The organism is Pontimicrobium sp. MEBiC06410 (assembly GCF_053601615.1).
In genome coordinates this window covers 38,263-60,576 of record NZ_JBSHNT010000134.1, presented here as the reverse complement: position 1 = coordinate 60,576, position 22,314 = coordinate 38,263, and the positions used below count along the sequence as shown (strand labels likewise).

Here is a 22,314-nt window from a genome sequence, read left to right as displayed (position 1 = left end):
AAATTAATTTTTAAAGCCATTTAGCTTGTTTAAGGTTTCAAAAGTAAAGAATTTTACTTCGGCGTTAGGATGCTTTCGCATAGACTTAACTAATCCTTTATAGCTTTTATCGTTTAAAATATTAATTAAGTATAATACTTCTAGTTTTATGCGTTTACCTCTACTTTTTACTAATAATGTTAGGCAAGCTTTTTCATTTAATACTTTTAATTTTAATGGAGATTGTGCTCCAATATTTCCTAAAACATAATGTTCTAATATTGGAATTAACTTAAATTTTAATTGGCTTTTAAGTAGATTATCTAAAAACTCTATTGCATTTATTTTAGCGTCTTCTACATCGCTTAATAAGCCAGAATAAGTCATTTTTATATCTGTTGTATCGTATAAAACTGCTAATAATTCAAAAATAGTTTTTAAACTTGTTTCTAACTGTTCTTGCAAAATATCTACAATATTTTGTCTAGCTATCGAAAGTTCTATCTCTTTATCTGTTTTAGAGTCTTGAAGGCTTTGCTTATCTAGTAGCATATTTAACGAATCGATTGCTATTAGAGCATTTTTATATTGTTTAATTTCTTTTAAAACAAAACCTTTTAATTGTCTAGGATTAAAAATAAGTTTTACTTGTTTACCTTTTAATTTAAGTAAAGAACGAGAGGCTTCACAGCGTGTCATAAAGTCTCGACTTCTCATTAAACGCATTAACACATATACTGCACTTTGCGTTTTAAACGATTCAACAATTCTAGGTATGTAACGTTTTATTTTGGGATTTAATTCTTGGGTTTTATCTAAACTTAGTATTGTATTTGTTATTTCTGGTCCAAATCGTTTAAGAGCTTTTATTGCTCGTTTACGGTATTGTTTTTCAGAAACACATAATAATATTGATTCTATAAAATTTTCATACTTACTAATTCCTGCCGCTTTTATAGCATATGCTTTTAAGTAAACATTTTCACTTTTTAAATGTGTTTCAATAAATGAAAAGTGCTCTATTAAACCAGAATATGCTATAGCAATTAATAACTCGGCTATAGATTCTTCTCTAGTTTTTTCGGTTCTATTATATGTATCTATTTTTTCGGTTAGTCTTTCTTTTAAATTAAATTTAACCGCCAAAACTTTATCATCTGAGGCTTCTTTGGCTAAGCATAATAATGCTGCATTTGCTATATAATCTTTCTCATGATTTAAATAAGTATTAAAGAACTCTGTTTCTGAGGTTGATTCATGGTTTAAAATATACTCTAAAGCTACATATACCAAATCGTCATCATTTTCATTAATTAATTTCTTTACTTTTTCAATTTCATTTATTTTATCGTAGAGGTATAACTGTTTAATTGCTTCTTTTTTAATAGTATTAGAAGGGTGACTTAATAGGTTTACGACACTACTTTTTAAGGTTTTCATTTTGTAGTTGCTTAAACGGTCTAACAGGTTCAAAATAGCTGTTTCGTTATTTCCGTTTAAAATCCGCCTAGCTGCAGTGATAGTTGTTTCTGTTTTTCGGTTTTCATTTAAAGCATCTCCGCTTTTTAATATTGTGGTTTGTATATTTTTTCTGAATGAATTATAATATGCCTCTCTTAATTTATAGATTAGTATAATCCAGATAAAAACCAAGAGTAGAACAATTACACTAATATAGGATGTACTTAAATCTAACTTTCTTATAAGAAAAATAAGCATAAAACCAGATATTCCCGTAGCAATACTATCTACAACAACGTCTATATATGATTTAGCTTGTTTTTTTATATTTAAAGGGATAGGCATTATAGATAACTCGAAAGCAGCTTTATTTAAGGATTGTTTAAAACTACCATCTATACCTTTTATTATTACGAGTACCCATAACTCAGGAAACGTTAAAAATAATAAACTCCCAAAAGCTATACCAAGTGGTAAAATGAGTAAAGTAGATGATACTCCTAACCTACTCAATACTCGATTGGTAAAAAATAATTGTAAAATAAGTGCTAACACATTAAATGTTGAAAACCAAAACCCAAAAAAAGCGGCTAAATCTTCAGAGTTAGGCATTGTACGACTTGCAAAGTCGCTAAATTGAAAATCTACTAATTTTGCAACCATTACTCCTATTCCTGTAATGCATGCCAAGTACGTTAAGTGTTTAGAGTTCGATATTATTTTAAGTGAGGATTGTACTGTATTTGTATCATTAAATTTACGTTGTTTTCTAACATAAATATTCATAACCCTAAGCCTTAAAGTCCATACTTTGTGCAAAATAGGAATACAACACAAAATTAAAACTGCGGCCAATACCATTACAACTTTGTTACTATAAGTTGAAACGACTAAGCTTGTTAAATACCCTCCAAAAACACCTCCTGCAATAGCTCCTGCTCCAATAAAACCAAACAATCGTTTTGCTTCTCTAGAATTGTACACTATGTTAGCTAGTATCCAAAATTGAGACGTTGCAATTACTGCAAATAGTGAAACTCCTAAATAATAGATATAAAGCACCCAATTATTAAGCATAGAAAAGTGTAGTAAAACACTTAGGGACAAAAAGCCTAAACTGAAGAAAACTAAAGTAGAAACTGTAACTTTTGTTAGTGAAAATAACCGAATAGCTTTATTATAAAAATAAGAAGCGACTACCGCTACTATTGCTAATAGTAGATATCCATATGGTAAGTGGTCTGCCCCTAATTGAGATATAAATAAAGCATTAACTGTAGGTTTTACTATTAGTAATACAGTTATAATTAAAAAAATATATAATTGCATTAAAAAAGAGATGTGTATTTCACCATCTCTTAATCCAAATGTTTTATTTAAAAGCTTTTTAAGTATCAATTTTTAATCTTATGGGTTTTAGCTTTTTTATTTTTTATTGTTCTTTTCAAAATTTTATCTAATGGCTTAACTAATTTACGCATGATTTGCTCCCCTGTACCATCTTCAATTAAAGCGACAATAATATAATGCCGCTCTGGTCCCCAAACCAAAGCTGAATCTGAATGATAGTTTTTCCATGATCCCGATTTTCTGTATACTGTTGCCTTTGGAGCTATAACATCTAACACGTTTACAAATTTATGGTGCAACGCTGGGTCTTTCATTATGTTTAACATTTGCTTTGAGCGCTCAGTAGAAACTAAATTTCCCATTACCAATTGGTAATAAAAACTACATACTTGTCTTGTAGTTGCTGCATGACTTAAGCCTTTCATTGGTTCAGGATATCTTTTACCTCCAGCTGCATAACGTTTTCCTACCCATAAACCTCCTCCTACTTCTTCATCGTATAATTTTGTTTTTGGAGCTCGTAAAACTGCTTCTATTTTTTTATAGCCTATACGATCTATCATACGTGTTGAAGCTTGATTGTTTGATTTACTAATCATTAATCGCATATCTTTTTGCAGTTCTGCGGTGTCTTCTAACTCTCCACTTTCTATTGCATCCATCGCGGCTAATAATATGGCAATTTTTGGTAAACTTGCGGCATACATCATATGCTTATCATTAATACCTGCATACTTTACATTGTTTACATCGCTTAAATCTACAATACCAACTGACAGTTTTTTATTCTTTATTAATTTTTTCCATTTCGGATTGCTATTAAGTTTAACTTCTAGTAAATTTTGCAACATACTATCTTGCAATTCACCAATAACTTCAATTTCTCCATTTGGCTCTATAGGCAACTCTTCTTGCGCCATACTAAAGTGACTAACAATAAAGAAGCTAAAGATTAAAGTTTTAGTGATTATTAGTTTATGCATAATTTTATCGTTTGTTTTCATACTAATTATAGTGCAATTAATATACCACAATATACTAATCTACAAAAAAATAGCTGTAATTTCTTTTAAAAACAGACATATCAAATCAACGTGTTTTTTATGTGTTAATTTAACTCTATAAATATTAATTTTAGTCTATATAGTTTTTTTAATTGTTGTACAACTGTATATGTTAATATTATATTAACTTATTTTAATTATGAAATATTAGAATAAAAAAAGCCTATACAATATGTATAGGCCTTTTGGTTTATATGTGGTTTGGTTTAGAACTTTACTCCTAATCCTATCTGGATATTAGTGTTAGAGGCATCTAGCCCAACTTCATCATCAAAAATATTTGTTAACCCATAAGAGTATCTTGCATCTAAGAAAAAGTTATCTGATAACATGTACTCTATACCTGCTAACCCCGAGAAAGATATGTTTTGCAGCCCATCTTCAAAAGAGTGTGCTTTTAAACTAGCTTGAGGTCCTAATCCTATAGCTAATAAATCACTAATTTTATATTTAAAAAATACAGGCAATTGAATGTAATCTATACGTAAAGCTTCTTCTTGAGCGCCTTCTGCTGAAAACTGAATTTCTGGAGCAATAGCTATACTTTTAGATAAACTATACTCTCCAAAAAAACCAATAGCAAAACCATTTCTGTGTCTATTTTCAATTCCACCTGGTACTTCTGGATCGAAATCTAAGTTAGAAATATTATAACCAATTCTAACTCCTGTTTTGGAATCTTGTGAAAATCCATAGAAAGCGGAAAGAACTAAAGCTAATAAGAGTATTGTTTTTTTCATAATAATTAGTTTCTTATTTTTTGTTTGATTAATTTAATTGAAAGCTAATATATATTATTTTAGTATATATCTAATAATAATAAGATAAAATGCATCATTTTAACTGTGTATGACTTAGTATTGTATCATTATACATACTTTTTATAATACCATCTGCTAATCCTATCTTTGGAACGTAGATATCTTTTGCTCCACTCCACTTCATTGCTGATAAATAGATTCGAGTTGCTGGTATAATTACATCTGCTCTATCTTGATTTAAATCCAACTCAGAGATACGTTCTTCATAAGAGTAGGTTTGTAACATATTATAATATGATGTTAAATAGAAATAGGTTAAAGGTTTTCCTAAAGCTTTCCCAGAAATTTTAAATATTTTATTAATATTCCCTCCAGATCCTATAACTTCTATTTTATCATATATTTTAGTTTTATTTTTTATCCATAATTCAAGATCAATCCAAGTTTCTTTTTTTACTATATCATTTAAAAGCCTTACGGTTCCTATTTTAAAAGATCTAGATGTTATTTTATTTCCATTATGTATTACTGTAAATTCTGTGCTTCCACCTCCTACATCTACATATAAATACGTTTTATTTTTATCTATAAATCGATGTAAATCTGTTGCTGCAATTATTGCTGCTTCTTCCTCTCCTCCAATAATATCAATAGTAATACCCGTTTGTTCTAATATGGCACTTGCAACCGAGCGTCCATTAGTTGCTTCTCGCATTGCAGAAGTTGCACATGCTTTATACTTTTGCACTTTATGAGATTTCATAAGTAATTTAAACGCTTGCATAGTATCTAGCATACGTTGTGTGTTTTCTTTAGAGATTTTACCTTTTAAAAACACATCAGACCCTAAACGAATAGGCACTCTTACTAACGAACTTTTTTTGAATCTGGCTGCTTTTCCTTTCTCTTCTATAATATTAGATATAAGTAACCTAACTGCATTGGAACCTATATCTATCGCAGCATATTTTTGAATTTTAAGCATTCTAATTTTCTAACTTCTTTTTTAAATAATTATAGGTTGCAAATTGACTCCTTACTTTTTCTTCATTGTTCTGTTTATACTTATTAGATTGTGATTCGTCTAAAATTCTAGCTTTTACATTATCACTCCAACATATATTAAAAGTATCTATAAGTTCTTGCTTAATATCTTCGTCATATATTGGGCAACTTACTTCTACTCTGTTTTCAATATTACGTGTCATAAAATCTGCAGAAGATATGTATACTTTAGGATTATCATTATTACAAAAGGTGTATAATCTAGTATGTTCTAAAAATTTATCTATAACGCTTAGTACTTCAATATTTTCACTCATCCCTTTCACTCCTGGAATTAAACAACAAATTCCTCTTACTATCATCTGTACTTTTACTCCTGCTCTACTAGCTTCATATAACTTATCTATCATTTTATAGCTAGAGATACTATTCATTTTAAGTCTTATATAGGCTGGTTTTCCTTTTTTCTTATTAGAAATTTCTTGATCTATTAACTTAAAGAACGAATTTTGGGTATAGTGGGGAGAAGTAATAATATGTTTGTACCTATAAATTTTATAATTAACTTCAAAGAAGCTAAATACTTTATTTAAATCTTTAAGAATTTTTTGATTAGCAGTAAACAAAGTATAATCTGTGTAAATTTTAGCTGTAGATTCGTTAAAGTTTCCTGTACTTACAAAACCATATCGCTTAATTTTATTATTTTCCTCTCGCTCAATAACACACATTTTACTATGTACTTTTAATCCTTGTACTCCAAATATAAGGTTTATCCCTTCTCGCTGCATTTGTTCTGCATAGTCTATATTTGCTTGCTCATCAAATCTTGCCTGTATCTCCATAGAAACAGTAACCTTTTTACCATTCTTAGCTGCATTTATTAATGAACTTGCTACGTGAGATACTTGAGCTAACCTATAAATAGTTATTTTAATTGTTTTTACCTTAGGATCTAAAGCTGCTTCTCTTAAAAACTTAACAACATATGAGAATGTTTGGTAAGGTGCATATTGTAAATAATCTTTTTCTCCTATAGCCTTAAAAATACTACTTTGTAAACTCAGACCTTTAATAGGCAATGCTTCTATTTTATCATAAAGTAAGTCTTTCCTTCCTAAACTAGGAAACCCCATATAATCTCTTCTATTATGATAACGCCCACCGGGTATAATACTATCGGTAGATTCTATCCCCATTTTATCCATTAAAAAGTTTAGCGTCTCTCGATCTATAGTTTTATCATAAACAAACCGTACAGGTTCTCCATCTAATCTTCCCTTTACACTATTACTTATTTTTTCCATAAAACTCTTACTTAAATCACTTTCAAGATCTAACTCTGCATCTCTAGTGATTTTTATCATGTGAGCACTTATGGATTTATAGTTGAAAATATTAAATATATCATCTAAGCAATAACGCAATAAATCATCTAACATGATAATGTAGTTTTTACCACCTTCCTCAGGCAAAACGATAAAACGATCCATATTTTTAGATATCTCTATTAAAGCAAATTGATGCTCATTAGAATCTAAAGTCATGTTTATTGCTAAATAAGCTGCACTATCCTTTAAATTGGGAATTTCAATGTTTTCATTTAAAATAATAGTAACCAAAGCTGGACTTACATTTTGAATAAAATAATTTTTTATAAATGTACTTTGTGCTTTAGTTATTTGCGTTTCGTTGATAATGAATATATTTTCATTCTCTAAATGAGATTGAATATCACTTAAAATCTTTAAACTTTGAGATTGTTGTTTAATAACTGTTTGAGTAATTACATCTAGTAACTCGGATGCTTTTATACCGCCTAATTGATTTTTCCCCCCTTTACCTGCATAATCAATACGCTTTACAGTAGCATATCGTACTTTAAAAAACTCATCTAGGTTATTTGAAAAAATACCTAGAAAACGAAGTCTCTCAATTAAAGGTACACTACTATCTGAAGCTTCTTGTAATACTCTTGCATTAAATTGTAACCAACTTAATTCTCTATTAATATAGATGTTATTAGGATTATTTTTAACCATATTTATTCAATAATTAAGCAAATATACCCTATTGTAATGACTATTTTAAATCTTTTGGAAATACTGTTTTAATAGTAGTCCCCTTTTTTAATTCTTTCCATGAATTTATTTCAAAATGAATTTCTATGTAGCCACAAGTAGGCACATTCTCTATTATTAAGCTACCATAGGCGTTTACAAAATTTGTAATGGCATAATTATGACCAAACACCATCAGTTTATCGATAGAATCATCGCAATGTTTAATAACGTTCATTAATGCATTTCCAGAGAAATCATACAACCTATTTTCGAGTTGAAAACTTATTCGATTTAGGTTTAAATGCTCAACAAAAAGCTCGGCAGTAGCTTTAGCTCTTAATGCATCACTAGACAAGATTAAACCAACATCTAAACAACTATCTTTTAAATAATTACACACCAAAAAGGTATCATTCACCCCTCTTTTCTTTAATGGTCGGTTATGATCTTCTAGGTTATATTTCCAAGAAGACTTAGCGTGTCTTACCAAATGTAAAATTTTCATACCGTTCATCGATTTTTAGCAACCCTTAATCTAAATTTGTTAAATACCAATACTTTATATCGAGTATATATGTCCTTTAACTCTTTTATTTGATGCAAAAGTAAATTCGTATTTACATTAGTGCTGCTATTAACAACTTGACTTACAATTCTATTATTTATCTATAGTTATAATGTACCCTGATATATAATACCATTAAGTCCATTCCTTAAATATAACAATTTAGGTTTATGTTTTTATAGCATATTAAATTAAAAAATTCATGTGTGTACTATATATGGTTCACATTAAATAATAGAATATGAAAAGACCATTACTCATTTTAATCCTTTTATTTGTTAATTTACATTTAGCATATAGTCAAGACAATTTTAAACTCTCTATAATTAAAGGGAGTGATACGCCTAACAGCGAAAAAGTGCATCACTACCTTCTTCAGGTAGAGAATAACACTAACGCTACACAGACATATACTATTAATGTCGAAGATATTATTTGTAAAAATGATAATCATAAAGCACATTCAGGTTTTAAATTTGAGTTCTACGACACCTCTAAAAAAAAGCAGTTAAAAAACATTACGGTTGCTCCAAAACAAAAGGCTCAGTTTTATGTAAAAACTACTGCCTTTGCTAATGCAAAATTATCAACATGGAATTGTAGTAATGTTTTCCTATACAGTTCATCATCAAAAGAAAAACAATTAGTAAACATAGTTTCTTTTATTCAAGATCCTAAAAATGTAAACTAAATGATACCAATAAAAACAACTCAAAATTATAGACAAACCAGCGTTAAGTTATTAGTAGTGTTAGTAATGCTATTAACTTGTTCTGATATAGTTGCTCAAGTCAAAACTTCTTTTACACCTCGTTATAATGAAACGGTTAATGGAGATGTTACAATAATTGCTAACAATATGTTATCTAGATCTGCTACTGGCAATTATACTGGTAGTGACGGAAATCATGATTTTACAGATAATGTATATGTAGATATAGATAGTGATAACAGTACTTTTAATTCAAGTAATGCGAACTTTGTAAACCCTGAACCAACGTTAAGTTGTTTAACAATAAAAAAAGTTCTTTTATATTGGGCAGCAGCAGACAAAGAGCCTAACTCGAATTTAAATTCTGAAAACCAAGCTAATTGGAATTATAATGATGTTAAATTAATGTTGCCTGGGCAAACATTATACTCTACACTCACCGCTGATGATGTTATATTTAGAGGGAGAGATGAAACCTCTCATTTTAGTAATGACCCCTATATATGTGTAAAAGATATAACAACTGCTGTAACAAATTTAACAAATCCATACGGAACATACCAAGTTGCCAATGTAGAAGCAAAAACAGGAAGTGTTGAGGCTCACCCTAGTGGAAATACAGGAACTTCTGGTGGTTGGCAGATAGTATTCGTTTATGAAAGCCCTATGATGCCTGCTAAAAATATTGCTCTATTTGATGGTTATGCCCATGTTACAAGTAGTGAAAATGATTTTGACATTGATTTTAATGGTTTTCAAACTGTACCTACTGGTAATGTAAATGCAAAAATCGTTATAGGAGCTCTTGAAGGTGATAGAGATTTAAGTGGAGATAAGTTACAAATACAAAATACTAGTGGTAACTTTGTAGATATTTCCTCTTCTCAAAGAAGTTCTACTAACTTTTTTAATAGTAGAATAACTGTTGATGGGGCAAACTATACTAATAGAATACCTGCAAGTACTAATACATTAGGTTTTGATGCAGCAACATTTCATTTATCAAATCCTAGTAATAGTATTATAGACAATGATCAAACTTCAGCCACTATTAGGCTTACATCTAATCAAGAAACATATGGATTATTTCTTGTAGGATTAGCTGTAGATGTATGGTTGCCAGACTTAGCTCCTATTACATTAGTACCTACACCTCCATCTACAATAGCACAAGACCCGGGATCAACAATGTCATTTGGTTTTGATATTGAAAATAATGGAAACGATAATGCTATAAATGTTCAAGTAACATCAACTATAGCTCCAGAAGTAGATTTAGTTGAACCAATTACTGGATTACCAACTGGAATAACTTATACTTACAATTCCTCGACAAAGATTTTAACTTTCTTTATAGCTAATGGGCTTGCTGATGTAGGAGACCCTCTATTAAGTGTTAATTATCAAATAATAGTTAAAGATGAATGTTACTTTTTAGAAGGTAGTTGTTCTTCAAGTTTTTCTTCTCAATTTACTGCCACTTATAATGGAGTATTAAACCCTAATTTACAAACAACAGTGACCTCTAGTTCTGTTGATAATTGTGGTATTGGAGATGAATTACCAACAATAATGCAAATAAATCAACCTAATGAAGCAACATGGCTTACAGCTTTAGGTAGTTTAGATAGAACTGTTGAATGTAATGACCTTACAGGCTTAGCTGATGCCCAGAGTTTAGCACCTATAGCTTCATGCCCTAATTTAATTCCAATAAAAACAGTAGGAAGTTTTATAACCGATCCTAGTTGTAATGATAATGGTAGCTATACAAATACTTGGAATTTTACTGATGCATGTGGTAGAACTATTGTCAACTTTGTTCAAGTAATAACTATCCAAGACTCTACTCCTCCAACATTTACTGCACCGGCAGATATTGAGATATTTACAGATGCATCATGTAACTACGATGCTGGAGTAAACATTACAGGAGATGTTACAGACGAAGCAGATAACTGTTCTGCAACACTAGACGCGACCTATACAGACACTGTAGTCGCTGGAACTTGCGAAGGATCGTTTATTATTACCAGAACATGGACATTAACAGATAGCTGTGGTAACACTGCGCCAGAACAAACGCAAACCATTACCGTGTCTGATAATATCGCACCAACATTTACTGCACCTGCAGATATTGAGATAGAATGTGATCAAGACCCTAATGACCTTACTATTACTGGTGATGTTACTGATGAAAATGACAACTGTTCTACAACATTAGATGCTACCTACACAGACACAACTGCTTCTGGTAGCTGTGCTAATGAAAGTGTTATTACCAGAACTTGGACACTTGCTGATGATTGTGGCAATACAACAACACTAATACAAACTATTACGATCTCTGATAATACAGCTCCAACATTTACAGTACCTACTGATATTGAAATAGAGTGTGATCAAGATGCAAGTGACCTTACTCTTACAGGAGATGTTACTGATGAAACTGATAACTGTTCTACAAATTTAGATGCAACCTATACAGATACGACTCAAGCTGGAGATTGTCCGAATGAGAGTATTATTACAAGAACTTGGACGCTTTCTGATGATTGTGGAAATAACACTGAGTTAGTTCAAACTATTACGGTATCTGATAATACTGCTCCAACTTTAACAACAGATTTAGAGCCAATAATATCTGTTACTTGTTCAGAAATTCCAGAAATTCCATCTTTAGAATTTATTGATGCTTGTTCTGGTACAGATATAACTATTTCTTTTGAAGAGACAAGCACTTACACTGGAGACGGAAATGATTATGAAATTACTTGGGAATGGACAGTTACTGATTCTTGTGATAATACTGAAGTGTACACTCAAATAGTACAAGTTAACAATGAGACTTTTACAACTGAATTGGATGATGAAAGATGTAATGAAGATGGAGCTATTGATTTATTTAATTATTTATCTGATGATATTGACACAAGTGGTACCTGGGAAGTTGTATCTGGAGATGCAATTATTGACAATGGAATATTTGAACCATTAGATGTAGAACTTGGAGATTATGTTTTTAGTTATACAATTACAGATGGCGCATGCCTTACCAGTACAATCGTTACAATAACAATAAATGATGATTGTGTTGTATTACCATGTGGTAGTGAAGATTTTGAAATATCTAAAGCAATAACTCCAAATGGAGATGCTTATAATGAATATTTTGAAGTTAAAGGTACAAGAGATTGTGGTTTTACTGTAGAATTAAAATTATTTAACCGTTGGGGAGCTATAATATATGAGTCTAATGATTATCAAAATGATTGGAATGGTTTTACTCATAAATCCTCACTTGGAAATTCTAATAAAGTTCCTAACGGAACATATTATTACGTAGTAACTATAAAAGATAGTGGAATAAAGCCATTTGCTGGTCCAATTTATGTTGGAACAAAATAATATAAAACCCAATGAAAAAAACAAAACATAACGTAGTATTAGTTTTTCTTTTAATCTGCTGCACATTTACTTTTGCACAACAACTGCCTCAATTTTCGCAGTATATGTTCAATACTATATCTATAAACCCTGCATATGCTGGTAGTAGAGAAACTATAAGTATTGTTGGTTTACATAGGAGTCAATGGGTAGGGCTTGAAGGAGCTCCTACAACACAAACCTTATCTATTAACTCTCCATTAAAAAATGAAAAAATAGGTTTAGGCCTATCTATAATTAATGATGAGCTAGGCTTCGAGAACTTTGTATATGCTTATGCAGATTTCTCATATACAATTAATACGGGAGAAAAAACTAAACTTGCTTTTGGATTAAAAGCAGGTTTTACACACTATAATTTAGATGCTGTTGGATTTTTAGATCAAGAATCAGTATACACAGATCCTTTTTTCAGTAATTTTAGTAATAGATGGAATCCTAATGTGGGTGTTGGTCTATTTCTACATACTAATAAATGGTACGTAGGCTTATCTACACCTAGAATACTAAACACAAATTACAATGAAAGTCTTCAAGATCCTAATGTCGATTATATAGCTCTAGAGCGTTTAAGTTACTACCTAACTGCTGGTTATGTCTTTAATTTAAGTGAAAAAACTAAGTTTAAACCATCGTTTTTAATTAAAGCGACTAGTGGTGCCCCTATTTCTATTGATGCAAATGCTAACTTCTTATTATTTAATGAAAAAATTTGGATAGGTGGAGGTTACAGATACAATCAGGACACCTCTACTCTAGGTATTCAAACAGATTTTCAAATATCGCGTCAAATGCGAATAGGTTATACTTATGAACATTACCTTACTGACTTAAGACCATATACTGGAGGTACTCATGAAATACTACTTATGTTTGAAGTATTTGAATTTAATAAACGTGTTAAATCACCTAGATATTTTTAAAATGAAAAAATTAATTATTTTATTTCTATTAACATGTAATGCACTTACAGTTGGTTCACAAACTAAAGTTGCTGATAACTTTTTTAGAGATTATGCCTATTATAAAGCTACAGAATTATATTTAGATGCGGTTAAAAAAGGAGATAGTAGTGAGCATGTGTTAACTAGACTTGGAGATTGCTATTATAATAATTCTAATGTTGAAGCAGCCAGTATTTGGTATGGAAAGGCTTTAAAAAAATACCCAAAAGTTAACCCTGAGTATATTTACAAGTACATACAAACTAAGAGGAGTTTAAGTGAATATGAAGAGGCTGAAAAATGGGCTAAAATATTCAAAGAGCGCAAACAAAATGATAAACGTTTTAAAGATCAAGATATTTTCGATATCCAAAAATATGAAATTTTAAAATCTACAGAACAAGTATCAATAGCATTTGATAACTTAGATATTAATTCTAAATATTCAGATTTCGGCGCTTTTGAAAAAGATGGTGTTTTTTACTTTTCATCTACTAGATCTAAAGATAGTATAACTGATGAAAAAAAATTATACCAATGGAATAAAGAGCCTTATTTAAGTATTTACCAGTCTGAAATTAAAGATTATGACTCGAAAAAGACGCTTTTAACTCCAAAGACTATTAACTCTAGTGATTTAAACACAGATTATCACGAAGGCTCTTTAGTGATTAGCAACGATGGAAAAACGCTCTATTTTACTCGTATCAATTTAAATAAAAGAGACAAACTAAAATATGACAAAGAAGGCACTTCTAATGTTAAAATATATAGAGCCAATAAAGAAGATAATCAATGGACAAATGTAAAAGAACTCCCTTTTAATGGTGAAGACTTCTCTACGGGCTCTCCTGCTCTAAGTCCTGATGGAAAAACATTATATTTTTCGTCAGATAGAGAGGGTGGTTACGGACAAACAGACCTCTATAGAGTCTCTATTAATGCAGATGGGTCTTACGGAGAGCCTGAAAATCTGGGTGATAAAATAAATACAGAAGGACGAGAGAATTTTCCTTTTGTTGCTAAAGACTCTACTTTATATTTTTCATCTGATGCTCATTTAAATCTAGGCTTGTACGACGTTTTTGAAACTAATTTTTTAAAAACTGATGGTGATATTGAAATTAAAAACTTAGGAGCTCCATACAATAGTGGTTATGATGATTTTGCTTTTTATATTGATTCTGATACTCAATCTGGTTATGTTTCTTCAAATAGATTAGGAGGAAAAGGAGGTGACGATATTTATGCATTTACTAAAACCGAATGTAAACAAATTGTTTATGGAATAGCTAAAAATAAAAACTCTTCTGAACCTCTATCTAAAGTTATCATTAAACTTGTTGATGATGGTGGTAAAGTTATAGCACGAATGACTTCTAATGATGATGGTAGTTATGAATTTAAAAACCTTTCTTGTGAGGAAACATATACAGTTATTGCAGAAAGGCCTACATATAGACCAGATTTAAAAGAGTTTAAAACGTCTGCTGTTAATAATGACAAAACTAATATAGATTTATTTTTAACGCCATTAATTGTTGATAATGAAATTGTAATAAACCCAATTTTCTTTGACTTCAACAAGTCTAATATAAGACCAGATGCCGCCTATGAATTAGAAAATATTGTAGCTGTGTTGAGAGAATATAAAAACATGATTATTAAAATAGAATCTCATACAGACAGCCGTGGTAGAGATGCTTATAATATGAAACTATCTGATAGACGTGCTAAAGCAACAAGAGATTATATTTTTTCTAGGGGAATTAGTAAAGACAGAATTAAAAGTGCTATTGGTTATGGAGAATCTCAACTAATTAACCATTGTAAAAATAGAGTTAAATGTAGTGAGGCAGAACATCAAGAAAATAGACGTTCTAAGTTTATTATAACAAATGATTATAAAAAGTTAGAATCTGAATAAAAAAAAAGAAGCTTTAAATAAAGCTTCTTTTTTTATGAATTAAAAAGGTAATCTATTTTTTCACAAAAATATTAGTAAAATACCATTTACCATCTGCATTTTGTTCTGCAGAAATTTCAAAATCTGTAAAATCTCCTTCAATATTTTGTTTATGTCCTTCGCTATTTAACCAAGCATTAACGACAGATTGAGCATTTGTAAATCCAAAAGCTACGTTTTCTGTTACTGCTTCTGCCCCTACGTTATTAATTAAGTATGATTTTCTCGCATAAAAGTTATCGTGAGAGACATTATCATTAACAACCATATATTCTGTATGTGTATATGCTTGCCCCTTAATTATTCCATTATTATTTAAAACATTAAATCCTTGGCTTATTCTGTATTCATTAATAAGCTCCATAATTTCAATCTCTATAGTTTTAGATTGTGGAATAACTAAATTTTGACTTTGGTTTGTTTCTGGTGCAATATCCTCACTACTATCCGAAGAACAAGACGTTGTAAAAACAAATATAGACGCTACTAAAAATAGGTTAAATATAGATTTCATACTTGATAAAATTAGATTGGGGCTTTTCAAATATACCGAGACAGAAATAAGTTAAATGTTAAAAAAATGTTAAAATCGATGAAAAACATGCATTTTAACATCATTTAATGCTTTTCATCGATTTATAAAGTATAAAATTCGTTAAAAACAGCTTTTCAACATAAAAAAAAGCACTTAAACGATACCGTTAAGTGCTTTTGACTATTATTAATAAATTATAGCAATAATTTTACGGAGATAACCTATTTTTTATCCAATCGTAGTCTGAATTTAATTTGTAATGTATTCTATCATGTAATCTATTGGGTCTTCCTTGCCAAAACTCTATAACCTCTGGTTTTATAATAAATCCTCCCCAAAAATCTGGCCTAGGAATTTCTTTGCCTTCATATTGCTTTTCTAGGGTTTTTAATTTTAACTCTAGTACTTCCCTACTTTCTATAACTTCACTTTGATTGGATGCTAGTGCTCCTAATTGACTTCCTCTAGGTCTAGACTCAAAATACCCATCACTTAAATTTTCAGAAATTTTCTCTGCTTTCCCTTTTATGATGACTTGTCGTTCTGCTCCTGCCCAAAAAAAAGATAAACATACATTTGGGTTTTCTTGTATGGCCTTTCCTTTTTCACTTTCGTAGTTTGTATAAAAAATAAAGCCTTCGTAGGTATATTTTTTAAGTAATACAACTCTATTTTTTGGAAAACCATCTGTTCCTATTGTAGATATAGTCATCGCATTAGTTTCATCTTCTGGGAATTTTTCATCTACTTCAAGAAACCAATTTCTAAATAACTCTATTGGGTTATCTGGAGTGTTCTCTAATAATAAAGCTCCCTTTTCATAAGATCTTCTATAATTTCCTAAATCTTTTTCCATACTGCAATTTACAAGATTCTATAATTATTTTTACCATAATATTTTACTAACTTTAGCTTAAAATAATTCTTTATGAAGTTTACTTGTTCTGTTGATATTAATGCTAGTATAGATAAAGTTCAATCTATTTTTTTAGATACTAGTACTTTAAAATATTATCAAGATGGTTTTAAATCAAAAACCTTAATAAGTGGTAATGAAGGCGAAAAAGGTTCAAAATCTAAAATTATTTATGAAAAATTAGAGCTTATAGAAACGATAGTTAATAACAACTTACCTGAAGAATTTTTAGCATTATATGAGCATAAGCATATGACCAATACTATGAAGGTCGTTTTTTCTTCTATTACAAATAATAATATTACACGTTATACTACAGAAATAGAATACATTAATTTTAATGGTTTGTTCATAAAAGTAATTGCTAAACTATTTCCTGGATTATTTAAAAAACAAGTGCAAAAATGGTTAAATCAATTTAAACGATATGTAGAAGAACACTAATTAAAACTCAAAAACTTTTCCATCGTCTCCTAATAAAACATTATCAAAATGTTCATTAGCTTCTATTTTAAATTGATTCAAATCTGCGTAACGTGTAGAATAATGCCCTAATATTAAAGTCCCTACATTAGCTAATTTTGCAATTTTTGCTGCTTCTTTAGCAGTACTGTGTTTTGTTTTTGGCCCTAACTTAGCATGCTGTTCTAAAAATGTAGATTCATGATACAATACATCTACCTCTTTAATTATGGGTACAATGTCTTCTTTATAAGCCGTATCACTACAAAATGCATAACTTTTGGGCTTATTAGCTGGTTTAGTTACTGTTTCGTTTTTTACTAGTTCTCCTGCTTCATTTATAACATCTGCTCCTTGTTTTAATTTTCTGTAATAGGCTACATTAATATCTGCATTTAAAACTGCATTCATATCTAGCTTACGTTCTCCTTCTTTTTCTTTAAACAAAAAGCCATTAGTATATACTCTATGATCTAAAGGTATAGTATGTACTTCTACTTTATCATCTTCAAAAATAATTTCGGAAGTTGTGCTTGAGAGTTCATGAAAGTACAAATTATAATTTGTCCAAGAGTTAGATATTTTTAACTGTAATGTTATAATTTCTTTTAGTCCTTTTGGGGCGTAGATGTGTAAATCTGCTTCTCGAGTTAATAGTCTAAACGTAGAAATTAACCCTACTAGTCCAAAAAAATGATCGCCGTGTAAATGAGATATAAATATATGTTTAATGCGATTAAACTTAATTTTATGTCTTCGTAACTCTACCTGTGTTCCTTCACCACAGTCTATTAAAAAGATGTGATTATTTATCTCTAGAACTTGTGCTGTTGGGTTTGTAAATGTACGAGGTGTTGCACTGTAGCAACCTAATATGTTTAATTTCATGTAATAGTTAAGTACTATGCGTAATTAAAACCCTAAATCGCGTTCCATTTCTTCCATTTCAATAATATCGTAGGCTTCTTTTAAAGTAGGTACTACAACTATTTCATCTGGAGTTTTATCGATATCTGTTTTTGAATTTACAAGTACAAAAGATAGCTTATTGCCTCTATGTGTATTAGATATTTGTAGAAATTCAACAATGTTTTCTGTACTTATTGGCTCTAAAGCTCCAAGGTTTACAATAATATTATCGTTTTTAAATTTTGGGTATAAAGCTTCAATTTTTTTTACCAATTCTATAATAGTAGCTTTCTCTTGAGTAATTATGGAAATGTTTCCGTCTTTGTCTATAATCATAATCTACTGTTTTATTTTTGAAGCTAGTAAATAAATTACTGCCATCCTAACTGCGACACCATTTTGCACTTGATCTAAAATTATGGCTTGTTTAGAATCTGCCACATCACTAGTTATTTCAACACCTCTATTTATAGGTCCTGGGTGCATAATTGTAATTTCCTTATCTAGTGAATCTAGTAATTCTTTAGTCACTCCAAATTGTTGTGTGTATTCTCTTGTTGATGGAAAATAACTAATATCCATACGTTCATTTTGTACACGTAACATATTAGCTACATCACACCATTGTAATGCTTTCTTTAAATTAGTTTCTACTGTTACTCCTAATTTATCTATATATTTTGGTATTAATGTTTTTGGTCCACAAACCATAACATTAGCTCCTTGTAGTTTTAAGGCATATATGTTTGATAGTGCTACTCTACTGTGTAATATATCACCTACTATAACTACATTTTTCCCAGCTACATCTCCTAATCGCTCTCTAATAGAATACGAATCTAATAAGGCTTGTGTGGGATGCTCATGTGCACCATCTCCTGCATTAATAATATTTGCATTGACGTGTTTAGATAAAAAGACACCTGCGCCTGGGTTTGGATGACGCATAACAACCATATCCACCTTCATAGATAAAATATTGTTAACGGTATCTATTAGGGTTTCTCCTTTTTTTACTGAAGATTGTCCAGCTGAAAAATTAATAACATCGGCAGATAATCGTTTTTCTGCTAATTCAAAAGATAGTTTGGTTCTTGTTGAATTTTCGAAAAACAGGTTTGCTATTGTAATATCTCTAAGTGAAGGCACTTTTTTTATTGGTCTATTAATCACTTCTTTAAAATGATCTGCCGTTTCAAAAATAAGTTGAATATCTTTTTCTTGAATGTATTTAATTCCCAATAAGTGATTTACACTTAACTCGCTCATATTATTTTAGTTATTTACTAGCTTTGTAGCCTGTAATTAATATAATCTATTTGTTGTTTTGTTTTATAAGGTTGTAAACAACCACACTTTTACCTCTTAAAATTAATTGTTAACAAGGTAAACGCAATCTTCTCCTTCGTTTTCTACCCAATTAACCTTCACTTTTTCTTTATTTATGGCATCTACTTGTCGCCCTCTATAATTGGGCTGTATTGGTAAATGTCTACTAAATCGTCTATCTATTAAGGTTAACAATTCTATTTCTTTAGGTCTTCCAAAAGATTGAATTGCTGTTAAAGCAGAGCGTATACTCCTTCCTGTGTATAATACATCGTCTATGAATACTACATTTTTATTTTCTACTTGAAAATTAATTTCTGTAGTATTAGCTTCTAGTATTTTTTCTCCTCTTCTAAAATCATCACGATAAAAGGTAATGTCTAAAAGCCCTAACTGTAAATCTTTAATATTATATTCTGTTTTTAGTAGTATTGCTAAACGATTAGCTAAGAATTTTCCTCTTGGTTGAATCCCTATTAAAACAGTATTAGAAAAGTCGTTGTGATTTTCAATAAGTTGACAAGCCAGTCTATGTAGAATGATGTTTACCTCGGTTGCGTTAAGTAACACTTTTTGACTCATATTTCTCCAAACGTATTTGGTATACAAAGTTAACGTAAATATTTAGAAGTTGAAACATAAAATTAAACTTCAATAGTTACAGTTATAAACAAAAAAAGCCTCTCGATAATCGAGAGGCTTCATTTCTATTAGGATGAGATTCCTGTTTTCACAGGAATATAATTATATTTTCCCGTCCATTTTATCTTTAAGTGCTTGTAAAGCATCATTAGCATCACCTAAAGTTGGTTTTGCTTCTGCAGCTTGAGCAGCTTGTTTTTTAGCAGCAGCTTTCACATTTGCCATTTCTTCTTCTTTAAAGATTGCTGTATGCGATGCTACAACTCTCTTAAATTCTTTATTGAATTCAATGATTTTGAAATCTGCAGAATCTCCTTTCTTAAGTTTCTTTCCATCTTCTTTTTCAAGGTGGCGTGAAGGAACAAAAGCAACGATATCTTCGTTAAACTCAATAGTTGCACCTTTATCTACAACCTCAGCAATCTCTGCTGTATGAGTTGTTCCTAAAGCGAACTCAGTTTCGTACTTATCCCAAGGGTTTTCTGTTGTTTGCTTGTGACCTAAAGATAATTTACGTCCTTCTACATCTAACTCAAGTACTACTACTTCTAATTTATCTCCAACTGCACAGAACTCAGATGGGTGCTTAATTTTCTTAGTCCAAGATAAATCTGAGATGTAAATTAATCCATCGATTCCTTCTTCTAATTCAACAAATACACCAAAGTTTGTAAAGTTACGTACTATACCTGTGTGCTTAGAACCTACAGGGTATTTAGTTGTAATATCTGTCCATGGATCTTGCGTTAATTGCTTGATACCTAGAGACATTTTACGATCTTCTCTATCTAAAGTTAATACTTGTGCTTCTACTACATCTCCAACAGATACGAAGTCGTTAGCAGAACGTAAGTGTGTAGACCAAGACATTTCAGATACGTGTACTAATCCTTCTACTCCTTCTGCTACTTCAATAAATGCACCGTAATCTGCGATTACTACTACTTTACCTTTTACTTTATCTCCAACATTTACTTCTTCTCCTAATGCATCCCAAGGGTGCTTGCTTAATTGCTTAAGACCTAATTGGATTCTTGATTTGTTTTCATCAAAATCAAGGATTACTACATTTAGTTTCTGATCTAACTCAACAATCTCATTTGGATGGTTAATTCTAGACCAAGATAAATCTGTAATGTGAACTAATCCGTCAACGCCTCCAAGGTCGATAAATACACCGTAAGATGTAATGTTTTTAACAACACCTTCTAATACTTGACCTTTTTCTAATTGACCGATGATTTCTTTCTTCTGTACTTCAATATCAGCTTCAATAAGTGCTTTATGAGATACTACTACGTTTTTGAATTCGTGGTTGATTTTAACAACTTTAAATTCCATAGTTTTATTTACATACTGGTCGTAATCTCTAATTGGTTTAACGTCAATTTGAGAACCTGGTAAGAATGCTTCAATTCCAAAAACATCTACAATCATACCTCCTTTTGTTCTACACTTAACGAAACCATTAACGATTTCTCCTGTGTCGTGTGCATTGTTTACACGATCCCATGCTTTAATTACACGTGCTTTTCTGTGAGATAATACTAATTGTCCTGTTGCATCTTCACGAACATCAATTAATACTTCTACTTTGTCACCAACTGCTAAGTTAGGATTGTAACGGAACTCGTTTAATGAGATTACACCTTCAGACTTTGCGTTAATGTCGATGATAGCATCACGATCTGTAATATGAATTACTTCTCCTTCTACTACTTCATCATTTAAAGTATCTACGAAATTTTCAGATACTAGTTTTTCAAACTCTTTTAATTGAGAATCTTCTACCTCATCAATTCCTTCTTGGTAATTGTGCCAGTTAAATTCTGCTAAGAATTTTTCAGGGTTTGCTTGTGCTTCAGAAATTACTGGAGCTTCTACTGTTGTTGCTTCTTTAGCTTCAACTTCTGCTTGTTTTGCTTTGTCAGCCATTGCAGATAATAATTTGTATTCTGTATGTTTTTAGAAAGTTTTAAGCGATTTCACACAGAAGTGTTAAATATAAAATTTGTTGTATCCTTTTTCCGTCTTTCTATAATTCGCTGAAAAGGAGTGCAAAAATACTACTTTTTTTCCAAATTCACTAAATTATCTGATTTATAACTAATTAATTTAATTTTTTACCCAAAAAAGATTGAAAAAAAAAGTGTTATGCATGTAAACTAATAATAGTCAAACACATAACACTTTTAAAATAA

Annotated in this window: 18 protein-coding genes; 5 read left to right on the top strand and 13 right to left on the bottom strand. The window is 30.4% G+C overall.

The window, feature by feature from the left end; all coding sequences use genetic code 11:
- Positions 1-3: 3 nt before the first annotated feature.
- From ACVC08_RS03260 to ACVC08_RS03235, 6 genes are all read right to left on the bottom strand, one after another.
- On the bottom strand, positions 4-2,838 hold the full coding sequence (locus ACVC08_RS03260; RefSeq protein WP_452600972.1) for an Npt1/Npt2 family nucleotide transporter: 2,835 nt from the start codon (positions 2,836-2,838) through the stop codon (positions 4-6).
- On the bottom strand, positions 2,835-3,773 hold the full coding sequence (locus tag ACVC08_RS03255; protein ID WP_452600971.1) for a serine hydrolase: 939 nt from the start codon (positions 3,771-3,773) through the stop codon (positions 2,835-2,837). The genes ACVC08_RS03260 and ACVC08_RS03255 overlap by 4 nt, the downstream gene beginning before the upstream one ends.
- Before the next feature lie 287 nt (positions 3,774-4,060).
- Positions 4,061-4,594, bottom strand: coding sequence for a porin family protein (locus tag ACVC08_RS03250; protein ID WP_452600970.1), 534 nt, complete (start codon positions 4,592-4,594; stop codon positions 4,061-4,063).
- A 94-nt stretch (positions 4,595-4,688) separates the two neighbouring features.
- The gene (locus ACVC08_RS03245) at positions 4,689-5,600 is read right to left on the bottom strand and encodes a Ppx/GppA phosphatase family protein (RefSeq protein WP_452600969.1); all 912 of its coding nucleotides are present in this window, start codon (positions 5,598-5,600) and stop codon (positions 4,689-4,691) included.
- A 1-nt stretch (position 5,601) separates the two neighbouring features.
- Positions 5,602-7,662, bottom strand: a complete 2,061-nt coding sequence (ppk1, locus tag ACVC08_RS03240) for a polyphosphate kinase 1 (protein WP_452600968.1) — start codon at positions 7,660-7,662, stop codon at positions 5,602-5,604.
- Between the two features lie 40 nt (positions 7,663-7,702).
- Positions 7,703-8,188, bottom strand: a complete 486-nt coding sequence (locus tag ACVC08_RS03235; protein WP_452600967.1) for a SixA phosphatase family protein — start codon at positions 8,186-8,188, stop codon at positions 7,703-7,705.
- A 301-nt stretch (positions 8,189-8,489) separates the two neighbouring features.
- Here ACVC08_RS03235 and ACVC08_RS03230 point away from each other — a divergent pair, with 301 nt between their 5' ends.
- Genes ACVC08_RS03230 through ACVC08_RS03215 form a run of 4 tightly spaced genes read left to right on the top strand, consistent with a single transcriptional unit; the run spans position 8,490 to position 15,281 of the window.
- Positions 8,490-8,939, top strand: coding sequence for a hypothetical protein (locus ACVC08_RS03230; protein WP_452600966.1), 450 nt, complete (start codon positions 8,490-8,492; stop codon positions 8,937-8,939).
- Positions 8,940-12,371: a gliding motility-associated C-terminal domain-containing protein gene (locus ACVC08_RS03225; RefSeq protein WP_452600965.1), complete on the top strand. Its 3,432-nt coding sequence runs from the start codon at positions 8,940-8,942 to the stop codon at positions 12,369-12,371. It begins immediately after the preceding gene.
- 11 nt (positions 12,372-12,382) lie between these two features.
- Positions 12,383-13,333 carry a PorP/SprF family type IX secretion system membrane protein gene (locus ACVC08_RS03220; RefSeq protein WP_452597895.1) on the top strand — a complete coding sequence of 317 codons (951 nt, stop codon included), beginning with the start codon at positions 12,383-12,385 and terminating at the stop codon, positions 13,331-13,333.
- Between the two features lies 1 nt (position 13,334).
- Positions 13,335-15,281 carry an OmpA family protein gene (locus tag ACVC08_RS03215; RefSeq protein WP_452600964.1) on the top strand — a complete coding sequence of 649 codons (1,947 nt, stop codon included), beginning with the start codon at positions 13,335-13,337 and terminating at the stop codon, positions 15,279-15,281.
- Positions 15,282-15,333: 52 nt separating this feature from the next.
- Here the strand turns inward: ACVC08_RS03215 and ACVC08_RS03210 are convergent, their stop codons facing one another.
- Positions 15,334-15,834, bottom strand: coding sequence for a CAP domain-containing protein (locus ACVC08_RS03210; RefSeq protein ID WP_452600963.1), 501 nt, complete (start codon positions 15,832-15,834; stop codon positions 15,334-15,336).
- 229 nt (positions 15,835-16,063) lie between these two features.
- Complete coding sequence (gene pdxH / locus ACVC08_RS03205) at positions 16,064-16,711, bottom strand: pyridoxamine 5'-phosphate oxidase (protein ID WP_452600962.1); 648 nt, start codon at positions 16,709-16,711, stop codon at positions 16,064-16,066.
- 72 nt (positions 16,712-16,783) lie between these two features.
- Here pdxH and ACVC08_RS03200 point away from each other — a divergent pair, with 72 nt between their 5' ends.
- Positions 16,784-17,215, top strand: a complete 432-nt coding sequence (locus tag ACVC08_RS03200; protein ID WP_452600961.1) for an SRPBCC family protein — start codon at positions 16,784-16,786, stop codon at positions 17,213-17,215.
- On the opposite strand, the gene ACVC08_RS03195 is transcribed toward ACVC08_RS03200, so the two are convergent.
- From ACVC08_RS03195 to rpsA, 5 genes are all read right to left on the bottom strand, one after another.
- Positions 17,216-18,121, bottom strand: a complete 906-nt coding sequence (locus ACVC08_RS03195) for a ribonuclease Z (protein ID WP_452600960.1) — start codon at positions 18,119-18,121, stop codon at positions 17,216-17,218.
- A gap of 24 nt (positions 18,122-18,145) precedes the next feature.
- Positions 18,146-18,478: a ribonuclease Z gene (locus ACVC08_RS03190; RefSeq protein ID WP_452598607.1), complete on the bottom strand. Its 333-nt coding sequence runs from the start codon at positions 18,476-18,478 to the stop codon at positions 18,146-18,148.
- Between the two features lie 3 nt (positions 18,479-18,481).
- Entirely contained in the window at positions 18,482-19,411 is a 930-nt protein-coding gene (locus ACVC08_RS03185) for an aspartate carbamoyltransferase catalytic subunit (RefSeq protein ID WP_452600959.1), read from the bottom strand.
- A gap of 102 nt (positions 19,412-19,513) precedes the next feature.
- Positions 19,514-20,053 carry a bifunctional pyr operon transcriptional regulator/uracil phosphoribosyltransferase PyrR gene (gene pyrR / locus ACVC08_RS03180; protein ID WP_452598609.1) on the bottom strand — a complete coding sequence of 180 codons (540 nt, stop codon included), beginning with the start codon at positions 20,051-20,053 and terminating at the stop codon, positions 19,514-19,516.
- Between the two features lie 162 nt (positions 20,054-20,215).
- Positions 20,216-22,048: a 30S ribosomal protein S1 gene (gene rpsA / locus ACVC08_RS03175; RefSeq protein WP_452598610.1), complete on the bottom strand. Its 1,833-nt coding sequence runs from the start codon at positions 22,046-22,048 to the stop codon at positions 20,216-20,218.
- Positions 22,049-22,314 lie beyond the last annotated feature (266 nt).